Here is a 24,080-nt window from a genome sequence, read left to right as displayed (position 1 = left end):
TTCTGATATTTTTTCTAAAATTATTTTAATTTTTTCTTGACGGCGACTTCTTCATATACTTCCAGGATATCTCCGACTTCAATTTCGTTGTATCCTTTTAAGTTCAGTCCGCATTCGTAACCCTTGGTAACTTCTTTAACATCATCCTTGAAACGTTTTAAACTTTCCAGTTCTCCGTCGAACTTCACAATACCGTCGCGAAGCAGGCGGATCTTGGAGTTTCTGGAAACTTTTCCGGTTAACACCATACAACCTGCAATGGATCCGACTTTCGAAATCTTGAATACTTCCCTGATTTCTACGTTACCAATCACCTGTTCTTTGATCTCCGGAGAAAGCATTCCTTCCATGGCTTCCTTCACCTCATCAATTGCCGCATAAATTACCGAGTAGGTTCTAATTTCGATTTCCTCTTTATCAGCAAGCTCTTTTGCGTTTGCACCGGCTCTTACATTAAATCCAATCATAATGGCGTCTGAAGCTGCGGCCAATAGAACATCGGATTCGGTAATCTGTCCGACTCCCTGATGAATGATATTTACGCTGATTTCTTCTGTCGATAAACTCTGAAGCTGGTCCGAAAGCGCCTCAACAGATCCGTCAACATCACCTTTAAGGATGATATTAAGTTCCTTGAAGTCTCCCAGGGCAATCCTTCTTCCGAGTTCGTCGAGCGTAAGGTGCTTTTTGGTTCGGATGGACTGTTCGCGCTGCAGCTGTTCTCTTTTCGTGGCTATGGTTTTTGCTTCTCTTTCGTCTGCAAAAACTCTGAATTTATCACCTGCTGTCGGAGCACCGTCTAATCCTAAGATTGTAACCGGAATTGAAGGTCCTGCTTCTTCCAGAGATTTCCCTCTTTCATCAAGCATCGCTTTTACTTTACCATGGTTTTTACCGGCTAATACATAATCGCCGACTTTCAAGGTACCGCTTTGTACGAGGATTGTTGAAACATAACCTCTACCTTTATCCAGTGAAGCTTCAATAACAACTCCCTGCGCGTTTTTATTTGGATTGGCTTTCAGTTCCAGCAATTCAGCCTGAAGCAATACTTTTTCAAGCAAAGCATCCATATTGTTACCGAATTTTGCAGAAACTTCCTGAGACTGAACATTTCCGCCCCATTCTTCCACCAATATATTCATTCCTGATAGCTGCTGACGAACGTTATCAGGATTGGAGTTCGGTTTATCAACCTTATTCAGGGCAATAATCATCGGAACCCCCGCTGCCTGAGCGTGCGAAATCGCTTCTTTTGTTTGTGGCATCACATCATCATCCGCTGCAATAACAATAATTGCGATGTCGGTAATCTGTGCACCTCTGGCTCTCATCGCGGTAAAGGCTTCGTGACCCGGTGTATCCAGGAACGTAATTCTCTGTCCGTTTTCAAGCTGAACATTATAAGCACCAATGTGCTGTGTAATTCCACCGGATTCCCCGGCAATTACATTTGTTTTTCTGATATAATCGAGTAAAGATGTTTTCCCGTGGTCAACATGCCCCATTACGGTAACAATCGGCGCTCTTGGGATCAGATCTTCTTCGGTGTCGGTATCTTCTTCGGTGGCTGACTCTTCCAGATCTGCATCGGAAAATTCAATTTTAAAACCGAATTCGTCTGCAACAAGTAAAAGCGTGTCCGCTTCTAAACGTTGGTTCATCGTTACCATTACTCCTAAAGAGAAACATGCGGAAATTACTTCGGTTGGGCTAACATTCATTAAGCTGGCCAATTCGCCTACGGTAATAAATTCAGTAACCTTTAAAGTTCTGTCTGCCGCATCGATTTCCTGCTGAAGTTCATCCTGTTCCCTTCTGTAGGTTCTTTTTTCTTTTCTGTACTTGGATCCTTTAGATTTACTTCCTTTATTGGTAAGTTTTTCCAGGGTTTCCTTGATTTGATTCTTAACCTGCTCGTCGGTAAGTTCTACCGGCATTACGCGGTCTGTTCCTCTGCGCGAACCTCCCGGTTTATTGTTGTTTCCGGCTTGGTTTGGCGGACGATTTCCTTGCGGACGGTTTTGGCCCTGACCTTGCGGACGGTTGCCCTGCGTATTGGTTCCACCCTGCCCCGGTTGGGCAGTTCCACCCTGAGGATTTGGCTTCTCAATCCTTTTCCTTTTTTTCTTGGCAGCTGCTGAGTTGGCGCCCCCCTGAGGTTTTGGTTTGTTGAACTGTGACAAATCCACAGTCTGTTTCAGGATTTTTGGCCCGTCAAGTTTCCGGTAAACGGTTGCGTGCGTATCGGAACCCAGATTTTCAGATTCCTGAATGGCATGTGATGCCGGAACAGGAGTTTCCGCTGCCGACGCAGGAGTTTCCGCAACCGGTGCAGGAGTTTCCTCAGCTTTCGGAAGAGGCTTTTCCTCTTCTTTTTTCGGTTCTTCTTTTTTCGGTTCTTCCTTACTTGGCGCCTCCTTTTTAGATGATCTTGGTTTATTGCCTTCGATCTGAGAAAGGTCAATTTTATCCAGAATTTTAAATTCCTGTTTTTCAGGAACGGCAGGCGTTTCCGGAACAGGTTTAACTTCTTCTTTTACTTCTTCTACTACCGGTTCAGGCTTCTTTTCAACCTCAACTTCCGGTTTTTTAGGATTCAAGTCGATTTTACCCAAAACTTTTGTTTCGGGTCTTAAACTTGCTTTGGCTCTTATTACCTCAGGTTTGGTGACTTCAATTTCCAGTCTTTCTTCCGGAATCTTTGTAATCACGACCTCATGAGAAGCTTTTCTCTGTTCACCGTCTTTGGCGAACTCAGCTTCCAATGCAGAATATGCCGATTCTTCCAATTGAGCGTTCGGGTTGCTTTCTACTTCGATTCCTTTAGACTGCAGAAATTCCACGAGTCTTGTCATCGAAATATTAAATTCCTTAACCGCTTTATTTAATCTAATTTTTGGCATGTATATTTTATACTTTTATTTAAATTTTTTGTAAAGTTAATTAAATCAACTTTATTGTGTGCTTTTAAAAGAATTAGTCTTCAAACTCTTCTTTTAAAACCTGTTTTACTTCTTCTATTGTCTCTTCTTCCAGATCCACCATTTTCAGGAGCGCTTCAGTATCTTTATCCAATACGCTTTTCGCTGTGGTAAGACCAACTTTTACAAACTCGTCGATGATCCACTGTTCGATATCGCCTGCATCGCTGCCTGAGAATTCTTTCAGTTCAACATCATCGTCTTCCTGAGCTTCTCTGTACACGTCAATTTCGTAACCGCTCAGCCACGAAGCCAACCTGATGTTCTGGCCCTGTTTACCGATCACTCTTGAAATTTCATCAACCGGAGTGTATACCATTGCATACATGGTTTCCGGATTGATCTCAATTTTATTGACCGTAATATTTCCTAATGCTCTTTTTACCATGATTTCAGGGTTTTTAGACCACTGAATCACGTCGATATTTTCGTTCCGCAGTTCTCTTACCACTCCGTGAATTCTGGATCCTTTTACTCCGACACATGCTCCAACAGGATCAATTCTGTCATCATAAGCATCTACAGCAATTTTCGCCTTCTCTCCAGGGATTCGCACCACTTTTTTCAGAATAATGGTTCCGTCCTGGATTTCAGGAATTTCAAGTTCAAGCAGTTTTTCCAGAAACTTCGGTGCCGTACGTGAAATGATGATCTGCGGTTTTGAACCTTTAAAATCAACACTCTCTACTATAGCTCTTACGCTTTCGCCTTTTTTAAAGAAATCGGATGGGATCTGATTCTCTTTAGGCAAAATGAATTCGTTTTCCTCGTCATCAAGTAAAATTACATGTTTGTGACGGATATGGTGTACCTCGCCAACAACAATTTCCCCAATGCGGTCGCGGAACTGGTCATACAGCATGGCGTTGTTATGCTCCTGAAGTTTGGTAGATAAAATCTGCTTCAACGTAAGGATGCTTCTTCTTCCTAACTGTGCAATTGGAATTTCAACGGTAAAATCCTCTCCAACTTCAAAAGTGGGGTCAATTTTTTTGGCTTCCGAAATTTCGATTTCCAGATCATCATCTTCAGACATTTCGTCTTCAACAATGGTTTTATTCAAAAATATCTGAAAATCTCCTTTATCCGGGTTTACAATCACATCAAAGTGATCATCGGAATCAAATCTTTTTCTTAAAAGTGTCTTTAATGAATCTTCGATAATCGCCATCAGATCAATCTTGCTGATGCTTTTTTCTTCTTTGAAATCGCCGAAGGCTTCAATCAATGCTAAACCGTCCATTTATATCTATTTGTTTAAAGATTTTAGTTAAAGTTAGTACTTTATCCTAAAATTTAATTGTTACTAATGCTTTTTTAATTTCGGAATAGGGAATTTCCTTCTCTTCCACCACATCCACTTTTCCTTTTCCCACTTCTTTGGGCTTGCGGTATTTTAAAACCAGTGTGATTTTTTCTTCATCCACCTTTGTCAATTCCCCTTCAATTTCTGATAAATCCTTCAAAAGGATATCAAGTTCGCGGCCGATGTTTTTTCTGAACTGTCTCGGCGAAACCAGTGGCTCACTTAAACCGGCACTCATAACCTGCAGTGCAAAATCATGTTCCTCGCGGTCAACATTAAATTCGATCGCACGGCTCGCGTCCAGACAGTCCTGCAGGGTTACGCCACTGTCACCGTCTAAAATAACCGTAATATCATCTGCTGAAGAAAACTTCAGGTCTACAAGAAAGAGATCTTCCCGTTCTTCCAGAAAAGTGTTAAGCAGCTCCTCTATTGTTTTTCTAAAATCCATAGTCATAAAATGAGTTACGAAAAAAGGCATTCTTGCGAAGGCCTTTTCATTGTTTTTCCGTAATTCCGATGCAAATATACGAATTTAAATATAATATCCAAAACCTAATTCCCTCTGTAAATGTACAGCATCATCTCAAGGCTTTAAGCATCTGTCATAATAATTTTCATTAATTTTGAGGAAAATTTTTATTTTGAATATTACAATTGTTGGGACAGGTTATGTAGGCTTGGTTACCGGAACCACTTTAGCAGAGCTTGGAAACTCGGTTTTCTGTGTAGACATCGACGAAAACAAAGTCGAAAGAATGAAAAACGGAAACGTTCCCATTTACGAACCAAATCTTGAGGAAATGTTTTTAAGGAACATTCAGGCTCAGAGGCTCTTTTTCACCACAGATCTTAAAGAAGCACTGGACAAAAGCGAGGTCATTTATCTGGCTCTTCCCACTCCTCCCGGTGAAGACGGTTCCGCTGACCTTTCGTATGTTCTCAAAGTAGCCGACGATATCGGAAAAATGATGACCGAATATAAAGTTGTCGTGAATAAATCTACCGTTCCCGTTGGAACAGCCGATAAAGTTCGGGAAGCGATTGCTGCAAACACCGAAATTGCATTCGATGTGGTCTCAAATCCCGAATTTTTACGTGAAGGTTTCGCAGTGGAAGATTCCATGAATCCAACGCGGGTTGTGGTGGGCTGCAGTTCAGAAAAAGCGAAAAATGTAATGGCGAAAATTTATCAGCCATTCACCAATACCGGGATCCCTATTATTTTTATGGACGAAAAATCGTCCGAGTTAACGAAATACGCTTCCAATTCTTTTTTGGCCGTAAAGATTACCTTTATGAATGAAATTGCCAATTACTGCGAAAAAGTGGGCGCCGATGTAGATCAGGTCCGTTTGGGAATGGGAAGTGATGACCGGATCGGACACCGTTTTCTGTTTCCCGGCATCGGCTACGGCGGAAGCTGTTTTCCGAAAGATGTAAAAGCGCTTATCAGATCTGGTAAAGATGAAGGTTTTGATTTTCAGATCCTTGAAGCTACCGAAAATGTCAACACTGCTCAGAAAGTCATTCTGGCTGTGGAAATTGAAAAATATTTTAACGGGAATCTCTTCGGTAAAAAGATTGCAGTTTGGGGACTGGCCTTTAAAGCAAATACCGACGATATCCGAGAAGCATCTTCTCTGGATAATATTAGAATTTTACTGGAAAAAGGAGCGGAAATCATCGCATACGATTCCGTTGCAGAAGATAATGTGCGCAAAATTTTAGGTGACCAAATTGTATATGCCAAAGACATGTATTCGGCACTTGACGGAGCCGACTGTCTTTTTATTGCCACGGAATGGCCTGAATTTAAGAACCCCAATTTCAAAATAATGGGCGAAAAACTCAAAAATAAAGTCATTTTTGACGGGAGAAATATGTATCCACTCGAAACGCCGCAACAACACGGTTTTCACTATAAAAGTATCGGGCGAAAAACCATCTCGTAGCACTAAAAACTTTTCAGAATATGAAAAACATTATCATCACCGGCGGCGCCGGCTTCATAGGATCCCACGTGGTAAGGGAATTTGTCACCAATCATCCTGATATCAAGATCATCAATCTTGATGCGCTGACTTACGCCGGCAATCTTGAGAATTTAAAGGATATTGAAAATGAACCCAATTACGTTTTCGAGAAAGCCGACATTACCAAGGAAGATGAGCTGAGAAAAGTTTTTGACAAATACAACCCGGATGCCATCATTCACCTGGCGGCAGAAAGCCATGTAGACCGCAGCATCACGGATCCAAATGCATTCATCAACACCAATGTGATCGGCACTGCAAATCTTTTGAATCTGGCCATCGAGTTCTGGGAACTGAATCCCGATCATACCCACGGAAGATTTCCGGATGAAACGAGAAAAAATCTTTTTTATCATGTTTCGACGGATGAAGTGTACGGAAGCTTAGGAGAAACCGGATTCTTTTTAGAAACTACGGCTTACGACCCTCAATCGCCTTACTCAGCGAGTAAAGCGGCTTCTGACCACTTGGTGCGGGCTTACGGAAATACGTACGGAATGCCCTTCATTGTTTCAAACTGTTCCAACAATTACGGGCCGAACCATTTTCCTGAAAAACTGATTCCACTCTGCATCTCCAATATCATCAACGGAAAACCACTCCCGATTTACGGCGATGGAAAATATACCCGTGACTGGCTTTTTGTGATTGATCACGCCAAAGCCATCCACCAGCTTTTCCATAAATCCCGAACCGGCGAAACCTACAACATCGGCGGTTTCAATGAATGGCAGAACATTAATCTGGTAAAGGAACTCATCAGACAGATGGATGAAAAACTTGGCAATCCGGCAGGGCATTCCGAAAAACTCATCACCTACGTGAAAGACAGACCCGGGCACGACAAACGCTACGCCATCGATGCGACAAAAATCAACCGCGATTTAGGCTGGAAACCGAGTGTTACTTTCGAACAGGGACTATCAAAAACAATTGACTGGTTTCTGGAGAATAAAGAATGGCTGGAGCATGTGACGAGCGGGGATTATCAGAAGTATTATGACAAGCAGTACTCTTAAAGGTTAGGAAGTTAGAAGGTTAAAAAGTTAGAGGATTGGAGATGAATATTCAGTCACATAAGGATTTAAAAGTTTGGCAGGAATCCATGGTTCTTGTTGAAGAAATCTACAGAATAACCGCTGACTTTCCAAAAGAGGAAATGTTTGGATTGACGAGCCAAATTAAGAGAGCGGCAATTTGGGTTCCTTCTACATCGCAAAAGGTTGCGGAAGAAAAGGAAGCGCGGAATTGAAGCGTTTTGTGTATATTGCATTGGGTTCGCTAAGTGAACTCGATACCCAGTTGGAAATAGCGGAACGTCTTTCTTTTATTGAAAGAAGCGAAGAGCTTATAAAAAGAATCTATTTTATAAAAAATATGTTAGCCCGGTTAATAACAAGTTTGAAAGAATAACGGTACACGTCACCATACCGCTTTCTAACTCTCTAACCTTCTAACCACTTAACAACCACAATGAAAGGAATTATTCTCGCCGGCGGTTCCGGTACCAGACTTTATCCGCTCACGATTGCGGTCAGTAAACAGCTGATGCCGGTTTACGACAAACCGATGATCTATTATCCGCTTTCCACTTTGCTCTTGGCGGGGATCAGGGATATCCTGATTATCACCACTCCGCACGATCAGGAAGGATTCATCAAACTTCTGGGCGACGGTTCTTCTATTGGCTGTAATATCCAGTATAAAGTTCAGCCCAGTCCGGACGGTTTGGCGCAGGCTTTTATTCTGGGTGAGGAATTTATCGGTGGTGATTCGGTGGCGCTTGTTTTGGGTGACAATATTTTTTACGGAGCGGGTCTGCCGGAACTTTTATCCTCTAAAACCACGGTTAAAGGCGGCTGCGTTTTCGCATATCAGGTTTCTGATCCCGAAAGATACGGCGTTGTGGAGTTTGATGAAAATCTGAAAGCCATCTCGATAGAAGAAAAACCGGAACATCCGAAATCAAATTTTGCAGTTCCCGGCCTGTATTTTTATGACAATTCAGTCGTGGAAATTGCCAAAAACCTGAAACCTTCTGTACGCGGAGAATTGGAGATCACGGATGTGAACAGGATTTATCTCGAAAGAGGCGAACTGGAAGTAGGCGTCATGTCCCGCGGAACTGCCTGGCTCGACACCGGCACTTTCGATTCCCTGCATGACGCTTCAGAATTTGTAAAAGTGCTGGAAAAAAGACAAGGCTTCAAGATTTCTTGTATTGAAGAGATTGCATACCTCAAAGGCTTTATCAACAAAACTCAATTGCTTGAAGTTGCTAAAAAGTACGGGAAAAGCGGTTACGGAGAATATTTAAAATCTTTAATTTAAAAATACTTTGATTTCATTTTTTCATAAAATCCTAAACTTTGTTAAAAATTCCGTTCTAAATACAAAAATTTATATTTTTGCACACTTATTGATTTCATCTATTGAATTTGAAAATAATTTAAACGAATTAGTATAATATAAACCCCTAAATTTTTATCATTATGGAAAAATCGTATGAAGTTATTTTTGAAAACAACAGAAAATGGGTAGAATCTAAAATTTCTGATGATCCTGAGTTTTTTCACGAGCTTGCAAAGACCCAGAATCCGGATTTCCTCTACATCGGATGTTCAGACAGCCGCGTATCGGCTGAAGAACTGATGGGTATGAAACCGGGAGAAGTGTTCGTAACCCGTAATATTGCCAATGTTGTGAATACTTTAGACATGAGTTCAACAGCCGTCATCCAGTATGCGGTAGAACATCTTAAAGTGAAACACATTATTGTTTGCGGCCATTATGGCTGTGGTGGTGTGAAGGCAGCAATGACTCCGGAAGATCTCGGACTTCTGAATCCGTGGCTGAGAAACATTCGTGATGTTTACCGGCTGCATCAGGCAGAATTAGATGCTATCGACGATGAACAAAAGCGTTATGACCGACTTGTTGAACTGAATGTTCAGGAACAGTGTATTAACGTGATTAAAATGGCAGCAGTGCAGGAAAGGTATATTCTGGAAGAGTATCCTATCGTTCACGGCTGGGTTTTCGATCTGAGAACAGGAAAAATTATTGATCTGGAAATCGATTTCGAGAAAATCTTGAAAGACATCCAAAAGATCTATAATTTGACCAACTCAAATTGGGTGATGAGCAGAAAGAACAACAAAAACCTCATCTAAAAGTATTTTTATGAAACTTTGGAGCATTATTACATTAACGGTATTTTTGAATTTTATGGCTTTACCCAGTATCGCCAGCATTTTCGATTGGGAACTGCCGTCAATGAACATGGTGATTTCCGAAGAAGAAACCCACTCACCGTCCGCAAGTCTTTTTGAAAAGACGGTACCGAAAACAATGAATGTTCATGATTTTCTGAAGTTTTTTGAAGAAAATTCAACCAAAAGAACTTTTGTTCAGGCTGATGACTCCGTTCATCTGTCTCCTTTCCTTACTATATTCTCTCCTCCTCCCGAAGCTTAATTTTTATTTCAGGTTAACTATTGTGTTCAGAATTTTCAAAAATCCTGAACCATCACTCATGTACTAAAAATTAAATTTCAAACGCTGTGATTCAACTGCTGATTGCAAAAGTCAGTGGTGAGGCTCTATATCGGAATCTTAAGAATCTGCCATCAGCACAATTTTTCAAAAAAATGAAAAAAGCAAAATCAATGATTGGAGGAATCAAAGAAAATTTCCCATCAGGACTCGTCGTATTTTTAGTTGCACTTCCGCTTTGTTTGGGAATTGCACTTGCCTCCGGCGCGCCGCCACTCTCCGGAATCATTGCCGGGATTGTAGGTGGACTCGTAGTAGGATTCATCAGCAGTTCAAATGTTTCAGTATCGGGACCTGCCGCAGGATTAACCGCTATTGTTCTTACTGCCATTACTGATCTGGGAGCATTCGAACTCTTTCTGTGTGCAGGCATAATTGCGGGTCTCATTCAGCTTATTTTAGGATTTGTGAGAGCCGGAAGTATTTCCAACTATTTTCCAAATAATGTAATCGAAGGAATGCTGGCGGGGATCGGAATCATCATCATACTGAAGCAGATCCCACACGCTTTGGGATTCGACCAGGATTTTGAAGGAAACGAAAGCCTTTTTGCCAATGGTTTCAATCCAAATTATTTCACTGAACTTTTTGGTGGAATTCACGTGGGGGCCATTATCATTACGCTTGTTTCAGTAGGAATTCTGCTGGCGTGGGAAAAAGTTCCGGTCCTGAAGAAAATAAAAATGCTTCCGGGCGCTTTGGTTGCCGTTACGGCCGGAATTTTACTGAATTATCTATTCAAAATATCAGGAAGTTCGCTCTATATAGGGTCTGAACATTTGGTAAATCTACCGGTTCCTGAAAGTTTCAGTGATATCGGAAATCTGATTATTCTTCCCGATTTCAGCGGATTTTTAAATCCCAAAGTGTGGATTGTTGGAGGTACTATTGCCATTGTTGCTTCTATAGAAACCCTTCTGTGTATTGAGGCAACGGACCGCCTTGATGTTCGCCGAAGAATAACCGACACGAATCTGGAACTTAAGGCACAGGGAATCGGAAATCTTATCAGTTCCGTGATTGGTGGCTTACCAATGACTTCCGTCGTAGTACGAAGTTCTGCAAATGCCAATGCTGGAGCCACATCTAAACTTTCAGCAATGATTCATGGGGCGATGCTTTTGGTTTGTGTACTGTCGATCCCATTTATATTAAATCTCATTCCGCTTGCAACGCTGGCTGCCGTACTGATCCTGGTGGGTTATAAACTTGCAAAGCCTACAACAGTGAAACATTTCTGGAATAAAGGAAAATATCAGTTTATTCCTTTTATCGCCACTATATTGGCGGTGGTGTTCCTGGATTTGCTGAAAGGTGTAGGAATCGGATTGTTGATTTCTGTTTTCTATATTTTACAGGGAAACATGAAAAGGGCTTACTATTTAAGCCGAGAAGAACTGGATGATGCCGATGAAATTACCATTAAACTGGCCGAAGAAGTCTCATTTCTGAATAAAGCTGCACTTAAGAAAACGCTGAAAAATATTAAACCCGGCTCTACCGTAATTTTTGATGCGAGAAGCACTTCTTATATTGCAGGAGATGTTCTGGATTTGATTCAGGATTTTGCCAATATAAGGGCAAAGGAAGAGGAAATTGATGTAAAATTACTCGGTTTTAAAACATCGTACCGTGATTATGATGAAGATGAGCATTCTCACATTCTTGTTACCCACCGCAGAGCGATGTAAAAGGCCTAAAACGCTCAATTGAGTGCAATCATTTACCGTTAAAAGTGGTCATTGTATTCTGTATTCCTGCAAAAACAAAAGACAGGCAGGCTTTGGAAAACTTCTCGATTCTTTCGGGAAGTTTTTCTTTTTCCTCTCCTTCCCATTTGCCCAACACATAGTCGACCTGTTTACCTTCAGAAAATTCAGCAGAAATGCCGAATCTCAGGCGCGGATAATTTTGGGTCTGCAACTGTTCCTGAATGCTTTTCAAACCATTGTGCCCGGCATCTGAGCCTTTCATTTTCATTCTCAAAGTACCGAACGGCAGTGCAAGATCATCAGTAATGATCATCACATTTTCCAATGGAATATTTTCTTTCTGAATCCAGAATTTAACTGCGTTTCCGGAAAGGTTCATGTAAGTGTCGGGTTTCAGGATAAAGACTTTCCTGCCTTTGTATTTGCCTTCTGCCAGAAGTCCGAAGTTGGAAGATTTAAAAGGAACTTCCAGGGTTTCAGCTACTTTTTCGGCTATTTTAAAGCCGATGTTGTGACGTGTTTCCGCATATTCCTCCCCTTTGTTTCCGAGACCGACAATCAGATATTTCATGAATAATGTTTGTGCAAAAATAGGTTTTTCAAAAAATATTTGGGAAAGAAACTTGCAAACTGAAAATAAAAAAAACCCAACCGAAGCTGGGTTTTATAATTAAACTCATTTTTTTAAAAAGGCTTATACATATAGGTAAGTCCAAAGCCTGTAAGAACATAGTTCTGAGCATCATAGCCATAAGCAGTAGTACTTACCACCGGTGTAATAATAAGGTTTGAGGTAATGCTCACTTTTTTAGGATTATTGGCCGACAGTCTGTAGCTTTTGAAGCTGGTTTTGTTATCATCCAGCAACTGATGAATGTTGAATCCGAAAGGTAGCAGGCGGCTGTATGGGTTTATTTTGTCATCGTAATCTGAAAACTCAAAGTTAGTCTGGGCTGTAACCGGACCATAAATACTTCCGGACATTCCGCCCATTTTATCAACCATTCCAGTTAAATTCATTCCGGTAAACGTATATGCTTTTTTGGAATAAGTGGTAAACTCAAATGGCATAGCCGTAATTTCTTCCCCTTTTTTGGTAATGATAGAATCCAGTTGACCGTTTGTTTTATATTTCAGCGTGTACAACGCTTTGTATTTTTTCATTGGCTGCGCCGGTAAACCTATATAATACTTCTTAGACGTTTCGGAGATGGTGCTGATTTTCCCGGCGGCGTCATAAGTAAAAAAGCGGGTATAAGAAATACTGTCGTGCAGATTAACAAAACCGTCGAAAGTTATTTTGTTGATCATATCAGAATTGTAAACAATTTTAGTAAGTGTACTGTCTGTACTAACATCTGAAAGTTTTAGGCCGTCGTAATGGTATTCAAGCGTGTCAGAATCAGTCATTTCGCGGAAAAGCGCTCTGGAACCGGTTAATCCGCCTGGGTTTTGTCCCATGTTGTTGAGCAGATTTCCGTCTTCATCTGCGAGTTCCTTGCAGGAATGAAAGGCAGAGAATCCTATAATCAGTAGAATAAAGTAATATACGTTTTTCATTTTTGTAAATTTTCACAAATATAAATTATTTTTAATAAACAAATAAAGATGTGTTTTGATTAAATGGTTAAATATAAGTGTATCCTTGTTCCAGATCTATAGTGCCTGATAGATAAAATCCTGATTATTCGAAGAGGTAGGATAATTCTGCGCATCATACTGATACTGGAAATTCTGTACAGTAGTAGCCGATGCTCCGCTCACGTAATTTGTGTAAGTTAACTTTGAGTGGTTATTTGGATTGAGGTAGATGAAGCCAAAACCCTGAATCACTCCCCAACATATGTTAAATTCTTTTGGAAGGGTCGTATAAGGGTTGATCTTTGTGTCAAAGTTTTCCGCAGTCATTTTTGAAAACATACCAGGTGTTCCACTCGGATTTCCGGCTGAATCCAGGGTGCCCCAAAAAGTTTCCACTCCGCTGATATTTTCACCGGTATAAGTAATATTATCTTCGCTGTACATCGAATAATTGAATATGCCTCCAGCGGGAGTTCCAATTTTCTGAAACTGTTTAATAACTTTTCCTGAACTGTTATAGGTAAGGGTGCCAACAAGTCTTCGGCCTGGAACTGTTCCTGTGGTGGGAGTGGTAATATACTCTTCAAGAATAGTGTTGGTCACTTTTCCCGAAGTATCATACATCAGCTTGATGACATTTTTATATTGAAAATTTTGACCATTTACTGCGGGCGGGGCGGAGAGGTATTCAAATACTGAAATTTTATTTCCACTATAAATCAAACTGATCGTCCCTACCGTCGGGTTGGGTGAAGAAGCATCATAAGTGAATGTTGTAGCCCCAGTTAGCTTGGAGTTGGTCAGATGGTATTTTTGTTGAGTAACACCCGAGCTGTCCACCCGGCTTAAAATCCGCGGACCGGTAATACTGTTGGTATTAACAAGCGAATTTGGGTCTACACAGGAATGCAAAATAAAAAATCCGGCAATCAGACTGGCAATAAATAAAAATTTTTTCATGTTTAATATTTTGTTCTACAAATCTAATATAATTTTGGTATTGTCAAAATTAATTTAAAATTCTTTCGAGAACTGCATTCACTTCATCTACATTCTGTACATTTTCTTTGCGCATCATGAGTTGGTTTCCCTCAGCAGTATGCTTTTCCTTCAGCGTTGCATCTTTCGGATTTTTACTTAAATAGGCAATGATATGCCTGAATTTTTCGCTCTGGTAAAACTTATCCTGTGGATTTGAAGGAAAATAGCCGATAAACACACCATTTTTAACGACAATTTTATCAAAACCGATTTCGGCGGCAATCCATTTCAGTTCTACACTTTTCAGAAGATTTCCTGCTTCCGAAGGCAGTTCCCCGAAGCGGTCGGTGAGTTCATTTTCAAATTTATGGAGGTCTTCCCTGTTTTGTATTTCAGCGAGTTTTTGGTATAATGAAAGTCTTTCTTCAATGCTTTGCACATAGAAATCAGGCAGCATGAGTTCCAAATCGGTGTCAATGTTTACTTCTTTTGTCGATTTAAAGAGTTTTTTACGATCTTCCTCATTATCAAAAAGTTCCTCGAATTCCTCATCGTTCTGGAGTTCCTCCAAAGCTTCCTGCATGATTTTCTGGTATGTATCAAACCCCATTTCATTGATGAAACCACTCTGTTCACCACCCAGAAGATCACCGGCTCCGCGGATTTCCAGGTCTTTCATTGCGATCTGGAATCCGCTTCCGAGATCCGAAAACTGTTCAATCGCTTCGAGCCTTTTTCTCGCATCCGAAGTCATCATGTCAAACGGCGGCGTAATCAGAAAACAGAAAGCTTTTCTGTTGCTTCTTCCAACCCTGCCACGCATCTGATGAAGATCGGCCATTCCGAAACGGTGTGCATCGTTGATGAAAATCGTATTGGCATTTGGAACATCCACACCGCTTTCAACGATCGTTGTGGAAACCAAAACGTCGTATTTTCCTTCCATAAAATCCAGGACATTCCGTTCGAGCTGTTTTCCTTCCATCTGTCCGTGACCGATCATTACTTTCGCATCCGGAACAAGCCGCTGAATCAGTCCTGCAATATCTTTCAGGTTTTCTATTCTGTTGTTGATGAAATACACCTGCCCGTCGCGCTGAATTTCATAAGAAATGGCATCACGGATGATTTCTTCGTCAAAACCCACGATACTGGTATCAACAGGCTGGCGGTTTGGAGGTGGTGTTTTTATAACCGATAGATCCCGCGCTGCCATGAGGGAAAACTGTAATGTTCTCGGAATCGGTGTTGCCGTTAAAGTAAGCGTGTCAATATTATTTTTTAAAGTTTTGAGTTTGTCCTTCACCGAAACGCCGAACTTATGTTCTTCATCGATGATCAGAAGCCCCAGATCCTTGAATTTCACACTGCTGCCGACGAGCTGATGCGTCCCGATCACAATATCAATTTTTCCTTCTTCAAGACCTTTTAAGGTTTCGCTTTTCTGTTTTGCAGTCCGGAAACGGTTCATATAAGAGATATTCACCGGGAAATCTTTGAGCCTTTCTTTGAAACTGCGGTAATGCTGGAAAGCAAGAATGGTTGTCGGAACCAGAATCGCAACCTGTTTTCCGTCCGTTGCGGCTTTGAAAGCGGCTCTCACCGCGATTTCCGTTTTTCCGAAACCTACGTCGCCACAAATCAAACGGTCCATCACGGTGTCGTTTTCCATGTCTTTTTTTACATCAACAGTTGCTTTTTCCTGATCCGGCGTATCTTCATAAATAAAACTCGCCTCCAGTTCATTCTGAAGATAGGAATCGGGCGTAAATGCAAAACCTTTCGCCGTTTTTCGCTGTGCATAAAGCCGGATAAGGTCAAAAGCAATCTGCTTGACCTTTGCTTTGGTTTTCTGTTTCAGGGTTTTCCATGCCGGTGACCCGAGCTTACTCAAAACAATTTCGCGTCCGTCAGGACCATTGTATTTCGAGATTTTATGGAGCGAATGAATGCTCACATACAGGAGATCACCATTTTTATAAACGAGTTTGAAACATTCCTGGACCTTTCCGTTGTTGTTGACTTTCACAAGACCCATAAATTTCCCGATACCGTGATCAATATGGGTGATAAAATCACCGACCTTCATCTGCATCAGGTCTTTCAGTGTGAGCTGTTCAGATTTTGCAAAATTATTTTTGGTCTTGAACCTTTGGTAACGGTCGAAAATCTGATGATCGGTATACACCGAAATCTTCTGGTCAAAATCCACAAAACCTTCGTGCAGTTCAGATTTAAAGGATTTAAACGGAATGTCCTGCAGCGCCGAATCAAAACGCCCCAGCTCTTCGAAAATCGCTACAAGTCTTTCTTTCTGTTTTTCAGTGGAAAACGAAATCCAGATATCGAAATTCTCTTTCTTTTTCTCTTCGAAATCTTCGATTAAAAGTTCGAAATTTTTATGGAAAACAGGTTGTTGTTGATGGTTCAGCTGAACTGCGGCACTTCCGGGCAGGTTCAAACTTTCCAGTGTAAAATCCACCGATTTGAATTTCTGAAAACCCGTCAGCAACTGTTCTCCGGTAATAAAAAGTTCTTCCGGCTTCCGGTGGCTGATTTCTTTACTCAGCAGGTCAAATTTTTCTTCCGCTTTGGTATAAAAATCACCGACTTTTTTCATTCCTAAAAAAGCGTTTTTCGAAACCACCAGACTGTCCTTCGGCAGGAGTTCAAAAAGCGAAACTTTCGTGCCTGAAGCTGCGAAATTCATATTGGAAACGAGTTGAAACTCATTCACTTTCCCGTTTGTCAGCTGTGTTTCGATGTTGAAGGTCTTGATGCTTTCTATCTCATTACCGAAAAAAGTGATCCGGTATGGCTCTTCATTCGAAAAGGAAAAAACATCCACAATTCCGCCACGAACCGAAAATTCACCCGGTTCGGAAACAAAATCGGTAAAATTAAAATTGAACTGATGGAGCAGTTCGCCGGTAAAATCGAAATCCAGGCTCTCTCCCACTTTAATCAGGTGCGAAATAGCACTGAAATCCTCTTTTTTCAGGACTTTTTCCGACAAGGAGGAAAATCCGGCCACAATAACTTTCGGTTTTTTTCCGGCATTCAGTTTATTCAGCACTTCTGTTCTTAGAACAAGGTTGGCGTTCTGCGTTTTTTCAATCTGATACGGTTCCAGATGCGTTGCAGGGAAATAAAGAACATTCTCTTTGCCCAGCAGATCCTCCATTTCTGCGGTAACGTACAGCGCTTCCTCTTTGTCTTCAATCAGAAAAAGAATATTTTTTTGACGGGTAAGGAAAAGCTCTGCGGTAAAAACGGAAGGTGATGATCCTGCAAAACCTTTGACTGAAATATGCTGATGGCTGTCTAAATTTCTGAAGATCTCTTTCCCGAATTCATTTTTCAGCATGTCGGGAAGAAAGGTCTCGTGTATGGTTTTTAACTGCATTATTTAGATAAGAAATTAAATTGCTGCCGCTGCAAACGACAAAATCGATTTCGGGAGCATTCCCGGAATCGTTCAAAGCACAAATTTACGGATAATTTGCGAGAAGTATTTTCTACAACAAATTAGAAATCAGTAGAGGTCTTGAAAGTCGTAGATTTTAATGGCATAATCTTTGGAAACCCTATTCCAAATAAAATAAATGAAAAACGTATTCAAGATCTTCGGAATGCTGCTGATTGTTTTTTCAGTAATTTCCCTTAACTCATGCAGAAGCGATGACGATCCTGCAGACAATGATTTCTTTGCAGGAACTTATAGGGGGAATCTGTCCTATATCGATGGATCAACAACTGTAAATACGGATAACGGTAGTGTTTTCGTAACAAAAATTGCCAGCGGGACCAAGTATAATTTTACATTCTCCAACGGAATTCCAGATTTAAACGGAATTGAATTTCAGCAACAGGGTGACCACACTTTGGTAATGGTGGGTTCCACTGCAACTTCTTTCATCAGGATTGATAACAGCAATTTAAAAATATTCTACAGCATGGACGGCAGAACATGGACTGCTGACTGTATCAGAAATTAATAAAAACCAACATTATGAAAAATTTACTCACCGCCTTTATCGTAGTTTTAGGATTCGGACTCGCCTCTGCACAGCAGCGGCCGCCGGCTCCGCCTAAACCGCCAATTCCTCACCTTAAACATCCTGCACACCCGAATCCACCGAAACATCCTGCACATCCTGCGGTTAAAAACGGAAAATTGGTAGCGCCACCGGCACCGCCGAAACCAAAATCGCCAAAACAGGTGTTCAATTCCATTTTCAAGAAAAGAAAATAGACCTTATTTAAACCGATGAAAATTCATCGGTTTTTTTATATTTTTGAGAATGGTAAATTTCATCAAGAAAAAAGTCGCGCTGATTTGGGCAAACCGGCATGTGCAGAGCGCCGAAACCTTCAAAAATAATGCAGTTCAGGATCAGACTGCCGTCCTGTTTTCATTGGTGAAAGAAGCCGAAAATACAGTCTTCGGCAAGGAAAAGAAATTTGCGGAAATCAGTACCGTGGAAGACTTTCAGCAGAGGGTTCCAGTTGCCGATTATGAAGATATAAGACCTTTTATTGAAAGGATTAAAGCCGGGGAAGCAGATATCCTCTGGCCAGGAAAACCGGAATACTTCGCAAAAACTTCCGGAACAACTTCCGGCTCCAAATACATTCCCATTTCGAAAGAAGGCATGCCTTTTCAGATCGCAGCCGCGCAAAGCGCCCTTCTGCATTACATCAGCCGGAAAAAAAATGCTGATTTTGTGAACGGAAAAATGATTTTTTTACAGGGAAGCCCGGAACTGGAGGAAATCAACGGCATAAAGACTGGCCGCCTTTCAGGGATTGTGGCGCATCACATCCCAAAATACCTTCAAAAAAACCGCTTGCCCTGTCTGAAAACAAATTTAATTGAAGACTGGGAAACGAAAGTGGACGAAATTGTAAAAGAAACCGAAAAAGAGAATATGACGCTGATTTCGGGAATTCCGCCCTGGCTCATCATGTATTTCGAAAAACTTATTGAGAGGAACGGTAAAAAAATCACGGAACTCTTCCCCAACCTTCAGCTTCTGATTACCGGCGGTGTAAATTATGAACCTTACCGCGAGAAAATGACTGAGCTTCTTGGAAAAGAAGTCGATACGATCCAGACCTTTCCGGCAAGCGAAGGATTCTTTGCTTTTCAGGATGATTTTGAAAAAGAAGGGCTTCTGCTTTTAACCAACCACGGCATTTTTTATGAATTCATCCCGCTCGAAAATTATGGAAAACCCGATGGAAAACCCGATGCAAAACGCCTGACTTTAAAGGAAATTGAACTTCATAAAGACTATGCGCTGATTCTCACGACCAATTCGGGACTTTGGGCGTATTCGATCGGTGATGTGGTGCGGTTTATTTCAAAAAATCCTTACCGGATTGCAGTTTCAGGCCGTACCAAACATTTTACTTCGGCATTCGGCGAACATGTGATCGCATTTGAAGTGGAGGAAGCCATGAAAGCGACGGTGGAAAAATATCCCGCACAGATCACTGAATTCCATCTCGCGCCTCAGGTAAATCCTGAACAAAACCTTCCTTACCACGAATGGTTTATTGAGTTTGAAAAGGAACCGGAAGATATTGAAGCTTTCAGAAAAAATCTGGACGGAGAAATGAGAAAACGAAATACCTACTATGAGGATCTGATCTCAGGCAGCATCCTGCAGCCTTTGATCATTACAAGGCTGAAAAGGAATGCATTTCAGGAATATGCGAGATCGGAAGGGAAACTTGGCGGCCAGAATAAAATTCCGCGGCTTGCAAATGACCGGAAAATTGGGAATTATCTTGAAAAATTTAAAATTTGATAAAGAAAAAGCCAGAAACGGCGACTTTTTAAAAAAAATTTATAAATTTGAGAATCTAAAAAATTGAAATGAAATTATCACGATCCCTTAAAGCTTGTTTTTTAACGGCATTATTTTTATTATCGTCCTGTGCGACAACAAAATATTCCGACGACCTGTATAAAAACGACTACACGAAGCTGAAGACCGGAAGAACCTACAGTTTTTCGCTGAAAGACAGCTCCAAAAAGCAGAAAATGATTTTCATGAGCACGGATAGTGAAAACATCACTGGTTTTGTAAGCAGAAAAGACAGCACTCAAATTTCTTTGTCAAAAAGCAATGTAACTCAAGTAAAAGATCATACAAAAGCAAAGGTTACGGCAGGAGCTGTAGTAATTGGGGCTGCTGCTGTTGGCGCACTGGTGTTGAGTTCAACACGCGCAACTTCCAACTAATGAGTTTGGGTGATTTTCAACCCGACCACCGACGCAATTAACGTACATACAAAAAACATCCGCCAGAAAGTAGCAGGTTCATCGAAGAAGATGATGCCTGATATCACGCCGGTTACCGCACCAATTCCCGTCCAAACTGCATAAGCAGTTCCGATGGGAATTGCATTTTCACCCGAAATGGATCTGTACATCAGAAACATGGACAGAAAAAGGCAGGCGACAAATCCGCCCCACCAAAAAATATTTTCTTTTCCGGAAGTTTCCTGGGCTTTCCCGAGACATGTGGCAAAAGCGGCTTCAAAAAGGCCGGCAATAAGGAGTAAAATCCAGTTCATTTTTCAAAATTAACAAAAAAATTGAGTTAATAATTCTATTTTTGCCGACATGATTGCTCAGAAGCCGCTACAGACGCTAAAAAATATTGAATTCAGAAATCTTCTTACCGGAAGATTTTTTATCGTTATTGCATTCCGGATGCTGGCGACCCTGCTCGGCTGGTGGGTGTATCAGCTGACCAAAGATCCTTTTTCGATTGGCCTGATCGGACTTTCGGAAGTCATTCCCGCGGTTTCCACCGCACTGTACGCCGGCCATATCATTGACATGAAGGAGAAGAAAAAGCTGCTCCTGATCTGCAACTATACTTATGCCATTCTGATTGCCCTTCTGCTCGTTCCGGCTTTTCTGAACATACAGCTGCATTTTACCGGCCACCAGATTACCTATTACATTTATGCTGTGATTTTCTGTACAGGAATTGCAAGGGCCTTTATCGGACCACTCGTACCTTCCATGATTCCTAAAATCGTTCAAAAAAACAATCTTGCAAATGCAATTACCCTGAATCAGGCGACTTTTTTGACATCATCTGTTTTAGGGCACGCTATCGGCGGATTTCTGATTGCGCTGATCACCATCAAATGGACTTTGGTCGTCATCATCATCCTGATTTTAATCGCTTCGATCTTTTTCTGGCAGCTCCGTAAACAACATTCCGAACACAATGAAGCTGATGTGAATGTCTGGGAAAGCATCCGCGAAGGTGCAGCATATATTTACAGGACAAAGGAAATTTTGGGTGCTTTATGCCTCGACATGTTTGCCGTTCTTTTTGGAGGCGCAGTTGCCATGATTCCCGTATTCGCAAGTGACATTCTGAAGGTGGGTGCTGACGGTTTCGGACTGCTGAATGCCGCTTCTGATATCGGCTCGATGTGCATTATCGTGACGCTTTCCTTTATTCCATTACGAAAAAATCAGGGGAAAATACTGCTCGTTGCAGTTGCCGGGTTTGGGTTATGCATCGTTGGTTTCGGACTCTCTGAGCTTTACTGGCTTTCGTTTATATTATTGGTGTGCAGCGGAATGCTCGACGGGATTTCAGTCGTAATCAGAGGAACCATTGTTCAGCTGAAAACGCCGGATCATATCCGTGGAAGGGTGCTGAGCGTAAATTCGATTTTTATTATGTCGAGCAATGAAATGGGACAGTTTGAAAGCGGAGTTGCCGCAAAACTGTTTGGCGTGGTAAGGTCGGTGGTTTTTGGCGGAACCATGACGGTTCTTATTGCCCTATTGGTGGGAAGCAGTCTTCCGAAACTCAGAAAAATGGAATATTGATATTTTTGATCAACACTATCACAATTCTACTTCACAATTCTTAAAAATTATATATTGAGTGAGTGAGAGTATCACGCAAAACTATTGATCTATAATTCATTAAACTAATTAATCTTAAAAATTTAATTATATTTGTCAATAATAACTTTATTTTATGAAAAAACTTTTTATATCCCTGTGCTTGGTATTATTGAGTGTTTCAACTTACGCCCAGTCTGCAACAGACAACGCGTTGGCTGAAAATATAATAAAACTGAACGCAGCAAAAACAGCAAACGATTTTCAAACTGCAAAAGACAGTTTCACCGCACAGATCACTGCAAATTCAGACTGGCATGTGGGCTATTATGCAGCGCTCTCCACCTTGAAGGAAGCGGAAATACTTGTGAAATCTAAAAAATTCTCTGAGGCGGATGTTTTAACTGATGAAGCATTAACATATTTAGATCCACACGCTAACCTGGAAGCGGCCAATTCTGAAATAAGAGCTTTGAAAGCGTATGTTTATATTGTAAAAACTTCTGTAAATCCTGCCGAAAGATTTTCTACCTACGGCAGAAAAGCGAGTGAACTTCTTTATTTGGCACAGAATATTGATCAAAATAATCCAAGATTTGATTTAATGCGCGCAAAATTGGAGTTGTTGGGAAATGGTAAAAATGTCAAAAATCTTTTTCAACATGCCGCCTTAAAACTCAAATCTTTTTCTGCAAAATCTAAACTTGATCCAAACTGGGGATTAAAAGACGCTGAATATTATATTTCTATCTTAAAGTAACTTTTGAATCAAGATAATTAAACAATATGAAAAAATTATTATTTATACTTTCAATATTTTTTGTGAATTTGAGTTTTGCCCAGTCAGATTGTATTTCAGCAATGCCTGTTTGTGGAAACTCAGCGATATCTTATAATCCGCAGAATGCGGGAACTATTGCAGAGGCGACAAGTAACAGCTGTTTAGCATTGGAGCATTATTCGGTATGGTACACTTTTACAGTTGCCACCAGTGGAACCTTAACATTTACTATTAGTCCGGATGTTCAAACAGATGATTATGATTTCGCCCTGTATGGACCTAATATTAATTGTTTAACACATGATTTTGGAAATGCAATCCGGTGTAATTTTTCCGGTGCCGATGGCGATACCGGTTTAGGAAATGGAGCTACAAATCCTGATGGCGGCGGCGGTGGAGCTCCCGGTCAATGGAGCAGTCCTTTAAATGTATTGGCTGGCGAAGTTTATTACCTCCTTGTTGATAATTATGTACCATCAACACTTAATGGTTTTGATTTAACCTGGGGAGGAACAGCGGCACTTACATCTCCTTTTAACGCTACCATACAGCCAAATCCTTTCATAGCACCGGGAACTAACCATGACGGTAATGTACTCATCTGTGCAAGTCCTCAAATCTTTGATTTTTCGTCGCTTTCCGCCGGGATATTAAATGCCAATCCAAACTTTAATATAAATTATTATTTAAACAGTAATGATGCGATAACCAACACTAATCCTATCACTACACCCATTAGCGTTAACTCCACTAATGTTTATTATTACGCAATATCGTACACTGATCCTACAAGTCCTACGAATCCTGCAAATACCTGTAAAGAGTATGGTGAGATTCATTTCATTCAGGGAAATATTACCGTGAACAACGCTACCCTGCAGGAGTGTAACAATAATAATGCGGGAACTGCCACATTTGATCTGACGTCAGTTTCAACTGCGATGTTTGCTGATCCCACGGCCACAAGGAAATACTATCCTTCCCAGGCAGATATGAACGCAGGAACCAATCAGATAGCTAATCCGGCTGCGTATGTGTCGGCTGTTCCAGCATCTGTATATGTGAAAGTAACCACAACGCAGGGCTGTTCAAACTATGGAGTAATTACCCTGCAGTTCTATCCGGTAGTGGTGATGAACGATGCATCACTTACGACCTGTTTTATTGAAGCGAATCCATCTACAGGATTGTTTAATCTAAATTTAGCCACTGTTGGCGGCGGAGCGGTAACTAAACTGTATTATCCTTCGTAT

General features: G+C 41.1%; 22 protein-coding genes and 1 pseudogene. 15 read left to right on the top strand and 8 right to left on the bottom strand.

The features are described from left to right. Window positions 1-20: 20 nt before the first annotated feature. The 3 genes from infB to rimP all read right to left on the bottom strand — a co-directional run bounded on the left by infB (window position 21) and on the right by rimP (window position 4,741). Window positions 21-2,906 (bottom strand): translation initiation factor IF-2, encoded by a 2,886-nt coding sequence (gene infB / locus FUA25_RS10080; protein ID WP_147756783.1) that lies wholly within the window; start codon window positions 2,904-2,906, stop codon window positions 21-23. A 73-nt stretch (window positions 2,907-2,979) separates the two neighbouring features. After that, window positions 2,980-4,227 (bottom strand): transcription termination factor NusA, encoded by a 1,248-nt coding sequence (gene nusA / locus FUA25_RS10075; RefSeq protein WP_147756782.1) that lies wholly within the window; start codon window positions 4,225-4,227, stop codon window positions 2,980-2,982. A 46-nt stretch (window positions 4,228-4,273) separates the two neighbouring features. Then, window positions 4,274-4,741: a ribosome assembly cofactor RimP gene (rimP, locus tag FUA25_RS10070; RefSeq protein ID WP_147756781.1), complete on the bottom strand. Its 468-nt coding sequence runs from the start codon at window positions 4,739-4,741 to the stop codon at window positions 4,274-4,276. 193 nt (window positions 4,742-4,934) lie between these two features. Between rimP and FUA25_RS10065 the strand changes: the two genes are divergently transcribed. The 8 genes from FUA25_RS10065 to FUA25_RS10035 all read left to right on the top strand — a co-directional run bounded on the left by FUA25_RS10065 (window position 4,935) and on the right by FUA25_RS10035 (window position 11,572). Next, window positions 4,935-6,245, top strand: coding sequence for a UDP-glucose dehydrogenase family protein (locus FUA25_RS10065; protein WP_147756780.1), 1,311 nt, complete (start codon window positions 4,935-4,937; stop codon window positions 6,243-6,245). Window positions 6,246-6,265: 20 nt separating this feature from the next. Next, on the top strand, window positions 6,266-7,345 hold the full coding sequence (gene rfbB / locus FUA25_RS10060) for a dTDP-glucose 4,6-dehydratase (RefSeq protein WP_147756779.1): 1,080 nt from the start codon (window positions 6,266-6,268) through the stop codon (window positions 7,343-7,345). A gap of 41 nt (window positions 7,346-7,386) precedes the next feature. Next, window positions 7,387-7,578 carry a four helix bundle protein gene (locus tag FUA25_RS13400; RefSeq protein WP_262712209.1) on the top strand — a complete coding sequence of 64 codons (192 nt, stop codon included), beginning with the start codon at window positions 7,387-7,389 and terminating at the stop codon, window positions 7,576-7,578. Window positions 7,579-7,586: 8 nt separating this feature from the next. Further along, window positions 7,587-7,739 carry a four helix bundle protein gene (locus FUA25_RS13395; RefSeq protein ID WP_262712208.1) on the top strand — a complete coding sequence of 51 codons (153 nt, stop codon included), beginning with the start codon at window positions 7,587-7,589 and terminating at the stop codon, window positions 7,737-7,739. A 60-nt stretch (window positions 7,740-7,799) separates the two neighbouring features. Next, entirely contained in the window at window positions 7,800-8,657 is an 858-nt protein-coding gene (rfbA, locus tag FUA25_RS10050; RefSeq protein ID WP_147756778.1) for a glucose-1-phosphate thymidylyltransferase RfbA, read from the top strand. Between the two features lie 161 nt (window positions 8,658-8,818). Beyond that, on the top strand, window positions 8,819-9,499 hold the full coding sequence (locus FUA25_RS10045) for a carbonic anhydrase (RefSeq protein WP_147756777.1): 681 nt from the start codon (window positions 8,819-8,821) through the stop codon (window positions 9,497-9,499). A 10-nt stretch (window positions 9,500-9,509) separates the two neighbouring features. After that, entirely contained in the window at window positions 9,510-9,803 is a 294-nt protein-coding gene (locus tag FUA25_RS10040; protein ID WP_147756776.1) for a hypothetical protein, read from the top strand. Between the two features lie 173 nt (window positions 9,804-9,976). Continuing rightward, complete coding sequence (locus FUA25_RS10035) at window positions 9,977-11,572, top strand: SulP family inorganic anion transporter (RefSeq protein WP_147756775.1); 1,596 nt, start codon at window positions 9,977-9,979, stop codon at window positions 11,570-11,572. A gap of 28 nt (window positions 11,573-11,600) precedes the next feature. Here FUA25_RS10035 and pth read toward each other — a convergent pair whose 3' ends face one another. The 4 genes from pth to mfd form a co-directional block, all read right to left on the bottom strand. Beyond that, window positions 11,601-12,164 carry an aminoacyl-tRNA hydrolase gene (pth, locus tag FUA25_RS10030; protein WP_147756774.1) on the bottom strand — a complete coding sequence of 188 codons (564 nt, stop codon included), beginning with the start codon at window positions 12,162-12,164 and terminating at the stop codon, window positions 11,601-11,603. Between the two features lie 113 nt (window positions 12,165-12,277). Beyond that, complete coding sequence (locus FUA25_RS10025) at window positions 12,278-13,153, bottom strand: hypothetical protein (RefSeq protein ID WP_147756773.1); 876 nt, start codon at window positions 13,151-13,153, stop codon at window positions 12,278-12,280. 96 nt (window positions 13,154-13,249) lie between these two features. After that, window positions 13,250-14,134, bottom strand: a complete 885-nt coding sequence (locus FUA25_RS10020) for a hypothetical protein (protein WP_147756772.1) — start codon at window positions 14,132-14,134, stop codon at window positions 13,250-13,252. Window positions 14,135-14,183: 49 nt separating this feature from the next. Then, window positions 14,184-17,561 (bottom strand): transcription-repair coupling factor, encoded by a 3,378-nt coding sequence (gene mfd, locus FUA25_RS10015; RefSeq protein WP_147756771.1) that lies wholly within the window; start codon window positions 17,559-17,561, stop codon window positions 14,184-14,186. A gap of 199 nt (window positions 17,562-17,760) precedes the next feature. On the opposite strand from mfd, the gene FUA25_RS10010 reads away from it, so the two are divergent. The 4 genes from FUA25_RS10010 (at window position 17,761) to FUA25_RS09995 (ending at window position 20,408) form a co-directional block, all read left to right on the top strand. Then, a complete protein-coding gene (locus FUA25_RS10010) occupies window positions 17,761-18,153 on the top strand; it encodes a hypothetical protein (protein WP_147756770.1) in 393 nt (130 codons plus the stop codon). A 14-nt stretch (window positions 18,154-18,167) separates the two neighbouring features. Continuing rightward, window positions 18,168-18,410, top strand: a complete 243-nt coding sequence (locus FUA25_RS10005; protein WP_147756769.1) for a hypothetical protein — start codon at window positions 18,168-18,170, stop codon at window positions 18,408-18,410. A gap of 49 nt (window positions 18,411-18,459) precedes the next feature. Next, window positions 18,460-19,971 (top strand): GH3 auxin-responsive promoter family protein, encoded by a 1,512-nt coding sequence (locus FUA25_RS10000; RefSeq protein WP_147756768.1) that lies wholly within the window; start codon window positions 18,460-18,462, stop codon window positions 19,969-19,971. Between the two features lie 68 nt (window positions 19,972-20,039). Beyond that, window positions 20,040-20,408 carry a hypothetical protein gene (locus FUA25_RS09995; protein WP_147756767.1) on the top strand — a complete coding sequence of 123 codons (369 nt, stop codon included), beginning with the start codon at window positions 20,040-20,042 and terminating at the stop codon, window positions 20,406-20,408. Here the strand turns inward: FUA25_RS09995 and FUA25_RS09990 are convergent. Beyond that, window positions 20,405-20,743 carry a DMT family transporter gene (locus tag FUA25_RS09990; protein ID WP_147756766.1) on the bottom strand — a complete coding sequence of 113 codons (339 nt, stop codon included), beginning with the start codon at window positions 20,741-20,743 and terminating at the stop codon, window positions 20,405-20,407. The genes FUA25_RS09995 and FUA25_RS09990 overlap by 4 nt on opposite strands. Before the next feature lie 49 nt (window positions 20,744-20,792). Between FUA25_RS09990 and FUA25_RS09985 the strand changes: the two genes are divergently transcribed. From FUA25_RS09985 to FUA25_RS13260, 3 genes and pseudogenes are all read left to right on the top strand, one after another. Beyond that, window positions 20,793-22,028, top strand: coding sequence for an MFS transporter (locus FUA25_RS09985; RefSeq protein ID WP_185146690.1), 1,236 nt, complete (start codon window positions 20,793-20,795; stop codon window positions 22,026-22,028). A gap of 154 nt (window positions 22,029-22,182) precedes the next feature. Continuing rightward, window positions 22,183-22,806, top strand: a complete 624-nt coding sequence (locus FUA25_RS09980) for a hypothetical protein (RefSeq protein ID WP_147756765.1) — start codon at window positions 22,183-22,185, stop codon at window positions 22,804-22,806. Between the two features lie 26 nt (window positions 22,807-22,832). Then, window positions 22,833-24,080: pseudogene (locus FUA25_RS13260) on the top strand (gliding motility-associated C-terminal domain-containing protein); the annotation flags it as partial.

The organism is Chryseobacterium sp. (genome assembly GCF_008014695.1).
Lineage (GTDB): Bacteria > Bacteroidota > Bacteroidia > Flavobacteriales > Weeksellaceae > Kaistella.
The sequence above is the reverse complement of the archived record's forward strand: the minus strand, read 5'-3'. Positions and strand labels throughout refer to the sequence as shown.

What these genes read in the sequence shown, in the direction of transcription:
- FUA25_RS09990 (WP_147756766.1), bottom strand. Translation starts at nt 20,743, where the DNA reads ATGAACTGGATTTTACTCCTTATTGCCGGCCTTTTTGAAGCCGCTTTT.
- rfbB (WP_147756779.1), top strand. Translation starts at nt 6,266, where the DNA reads ATGAAAAACATTATCATCACCGGCGGCGCCGGCTTCATAGGATCCCAC.
- mfd (WP_147756771.1), bottom strand. Translation starts at nt 17,561, where the DNA reads ATGCAGTTAAAAACCATACACGAGACCTTTCTTCCCGACATGCTGAAA.
- FUA25_RS10040 (WP_147756776.1), top strand. Translation starts at nt 9,510, where the DNA reads ATGAAACTTTGGAGCATTATTACATTAACGGTATTTTTGAATTTTATG.
- rimP (WP_147756781.1), bottom strand. Translation starts at nt 4,741, where the DNA reads ATGGATTTTAGAAAAACAATAGAGGAGCTGCTTAACACTTTTCTGGAA.
- rfbA (WP_147756778.1), top strand. Translation starts at nt 7,800, where the DNA reads ATGAAAGGAATTATTCTCGCCGGCGGTTCCGGTACCAGACTTTATCCG.
- nusA (WP_147756782.1), bottom strand. Translation starts at nt 4,227, where the DNA reads ATGGACGGTTTAGCATTGATTGAAGCCTTCGGCGATTTCAAAGAAGAA.
- FUA25_RS10020 (WP_147756772.1), bottom strand. Translation starts at nt 14,134, where the DNA reads ATGAAAAAATTTTTATTTATTGCCAGTCTGATTGCCGGATTTTTTATT.
- FUA25_RS10005 (WP_147756769.1), top strand. Translation starts at nt 18,168, where the DNA reads ATGAAAAATTTACTCACCGCCTTTATCGTAGTTTTAGGATTCGGACTC.
- FUA25_RS10010 (WP_147756770.1), top strand. Translation starts at nt 17,761, where the DNA reads ATGAAAAACGTATTCAAGATCTTCGGAATGCTGCTGATTGTTTTTTCA.
- pth (WP_147756774.1), bottom strand. Translation starts at nt 12,164, where the DNA reads ATGAAATATCTGATTGTCGGTCTCGGAAACAAAGGGGAGGAATATGCG.
- FUA25_RS10045 (WP_147756777.1), top strand. Translation starts at nt 8,819, where the DNA reads ATGGAAAAATCGTATGAAGTTATTTTTGAAAACAACAGAAAATGGGTA.
- FUA25_RS09985 (WP_185146690.1), top strand. Translation starts at nt 20,793, where the DNA reads ATGATTGCTCAGAAGCCGCTACAGACGCTAAAAAATATTGAATTCAGA.
- FUA25_RS09995 (WP_147756767.1), top strand. Translation starts at nt 20,040, where the DNA reads ATGAAATTATCACGATCCCTTAAAGCTTGTTTTTTAACGGCATTATTT.
- FUA25_RS13400 (WP_262712209.1), top strand. Translation starts at nt 7,387, where the DNA reads ATGAATATTCAGTCACATAAGGATTTAAAAGTTTGGCAGGAATCCATG.
- FUA25_RS10000 (WP_147756768.1), top strand. Translation starts at nt 18,460, where the DNA reads ATGGTAAATTTCATCAAGAAAAAAGTCGCGCTGATTTGGGCAAACCGG.
- FUA25_RS10035 (WP_147756775.1), top strand. Translation starts at nt 9,977, where the DNA reads ATGAAAAAAGCAAAATCAATGATTGGAGGAATCAAAGAAAATTTCCCA.
- infB (WP_147756783.1), bottom strand. Translation starts at nt 2,906, where the DNA reads ATGCCAAAAATTAGATTAAATAAAGCGGTTAAGGAATTTAATATTTCG.
- FUA25_RS10025 (WP_147756773.1), bottom strand. Translation starts at nt 13,153, where the DNA reads ATGAAAAACGTATATTACTTTATTCTACTGATTATAGGATTCTCTGCC.
- FUA25_RS09980 (WP_147756765.1), top strand. Translation starts at nt 22,183, where the DNA reads ATGAAAAAACTTTTTATATCCCTGTGCTTGGTATTATTGAGTGTTTCA.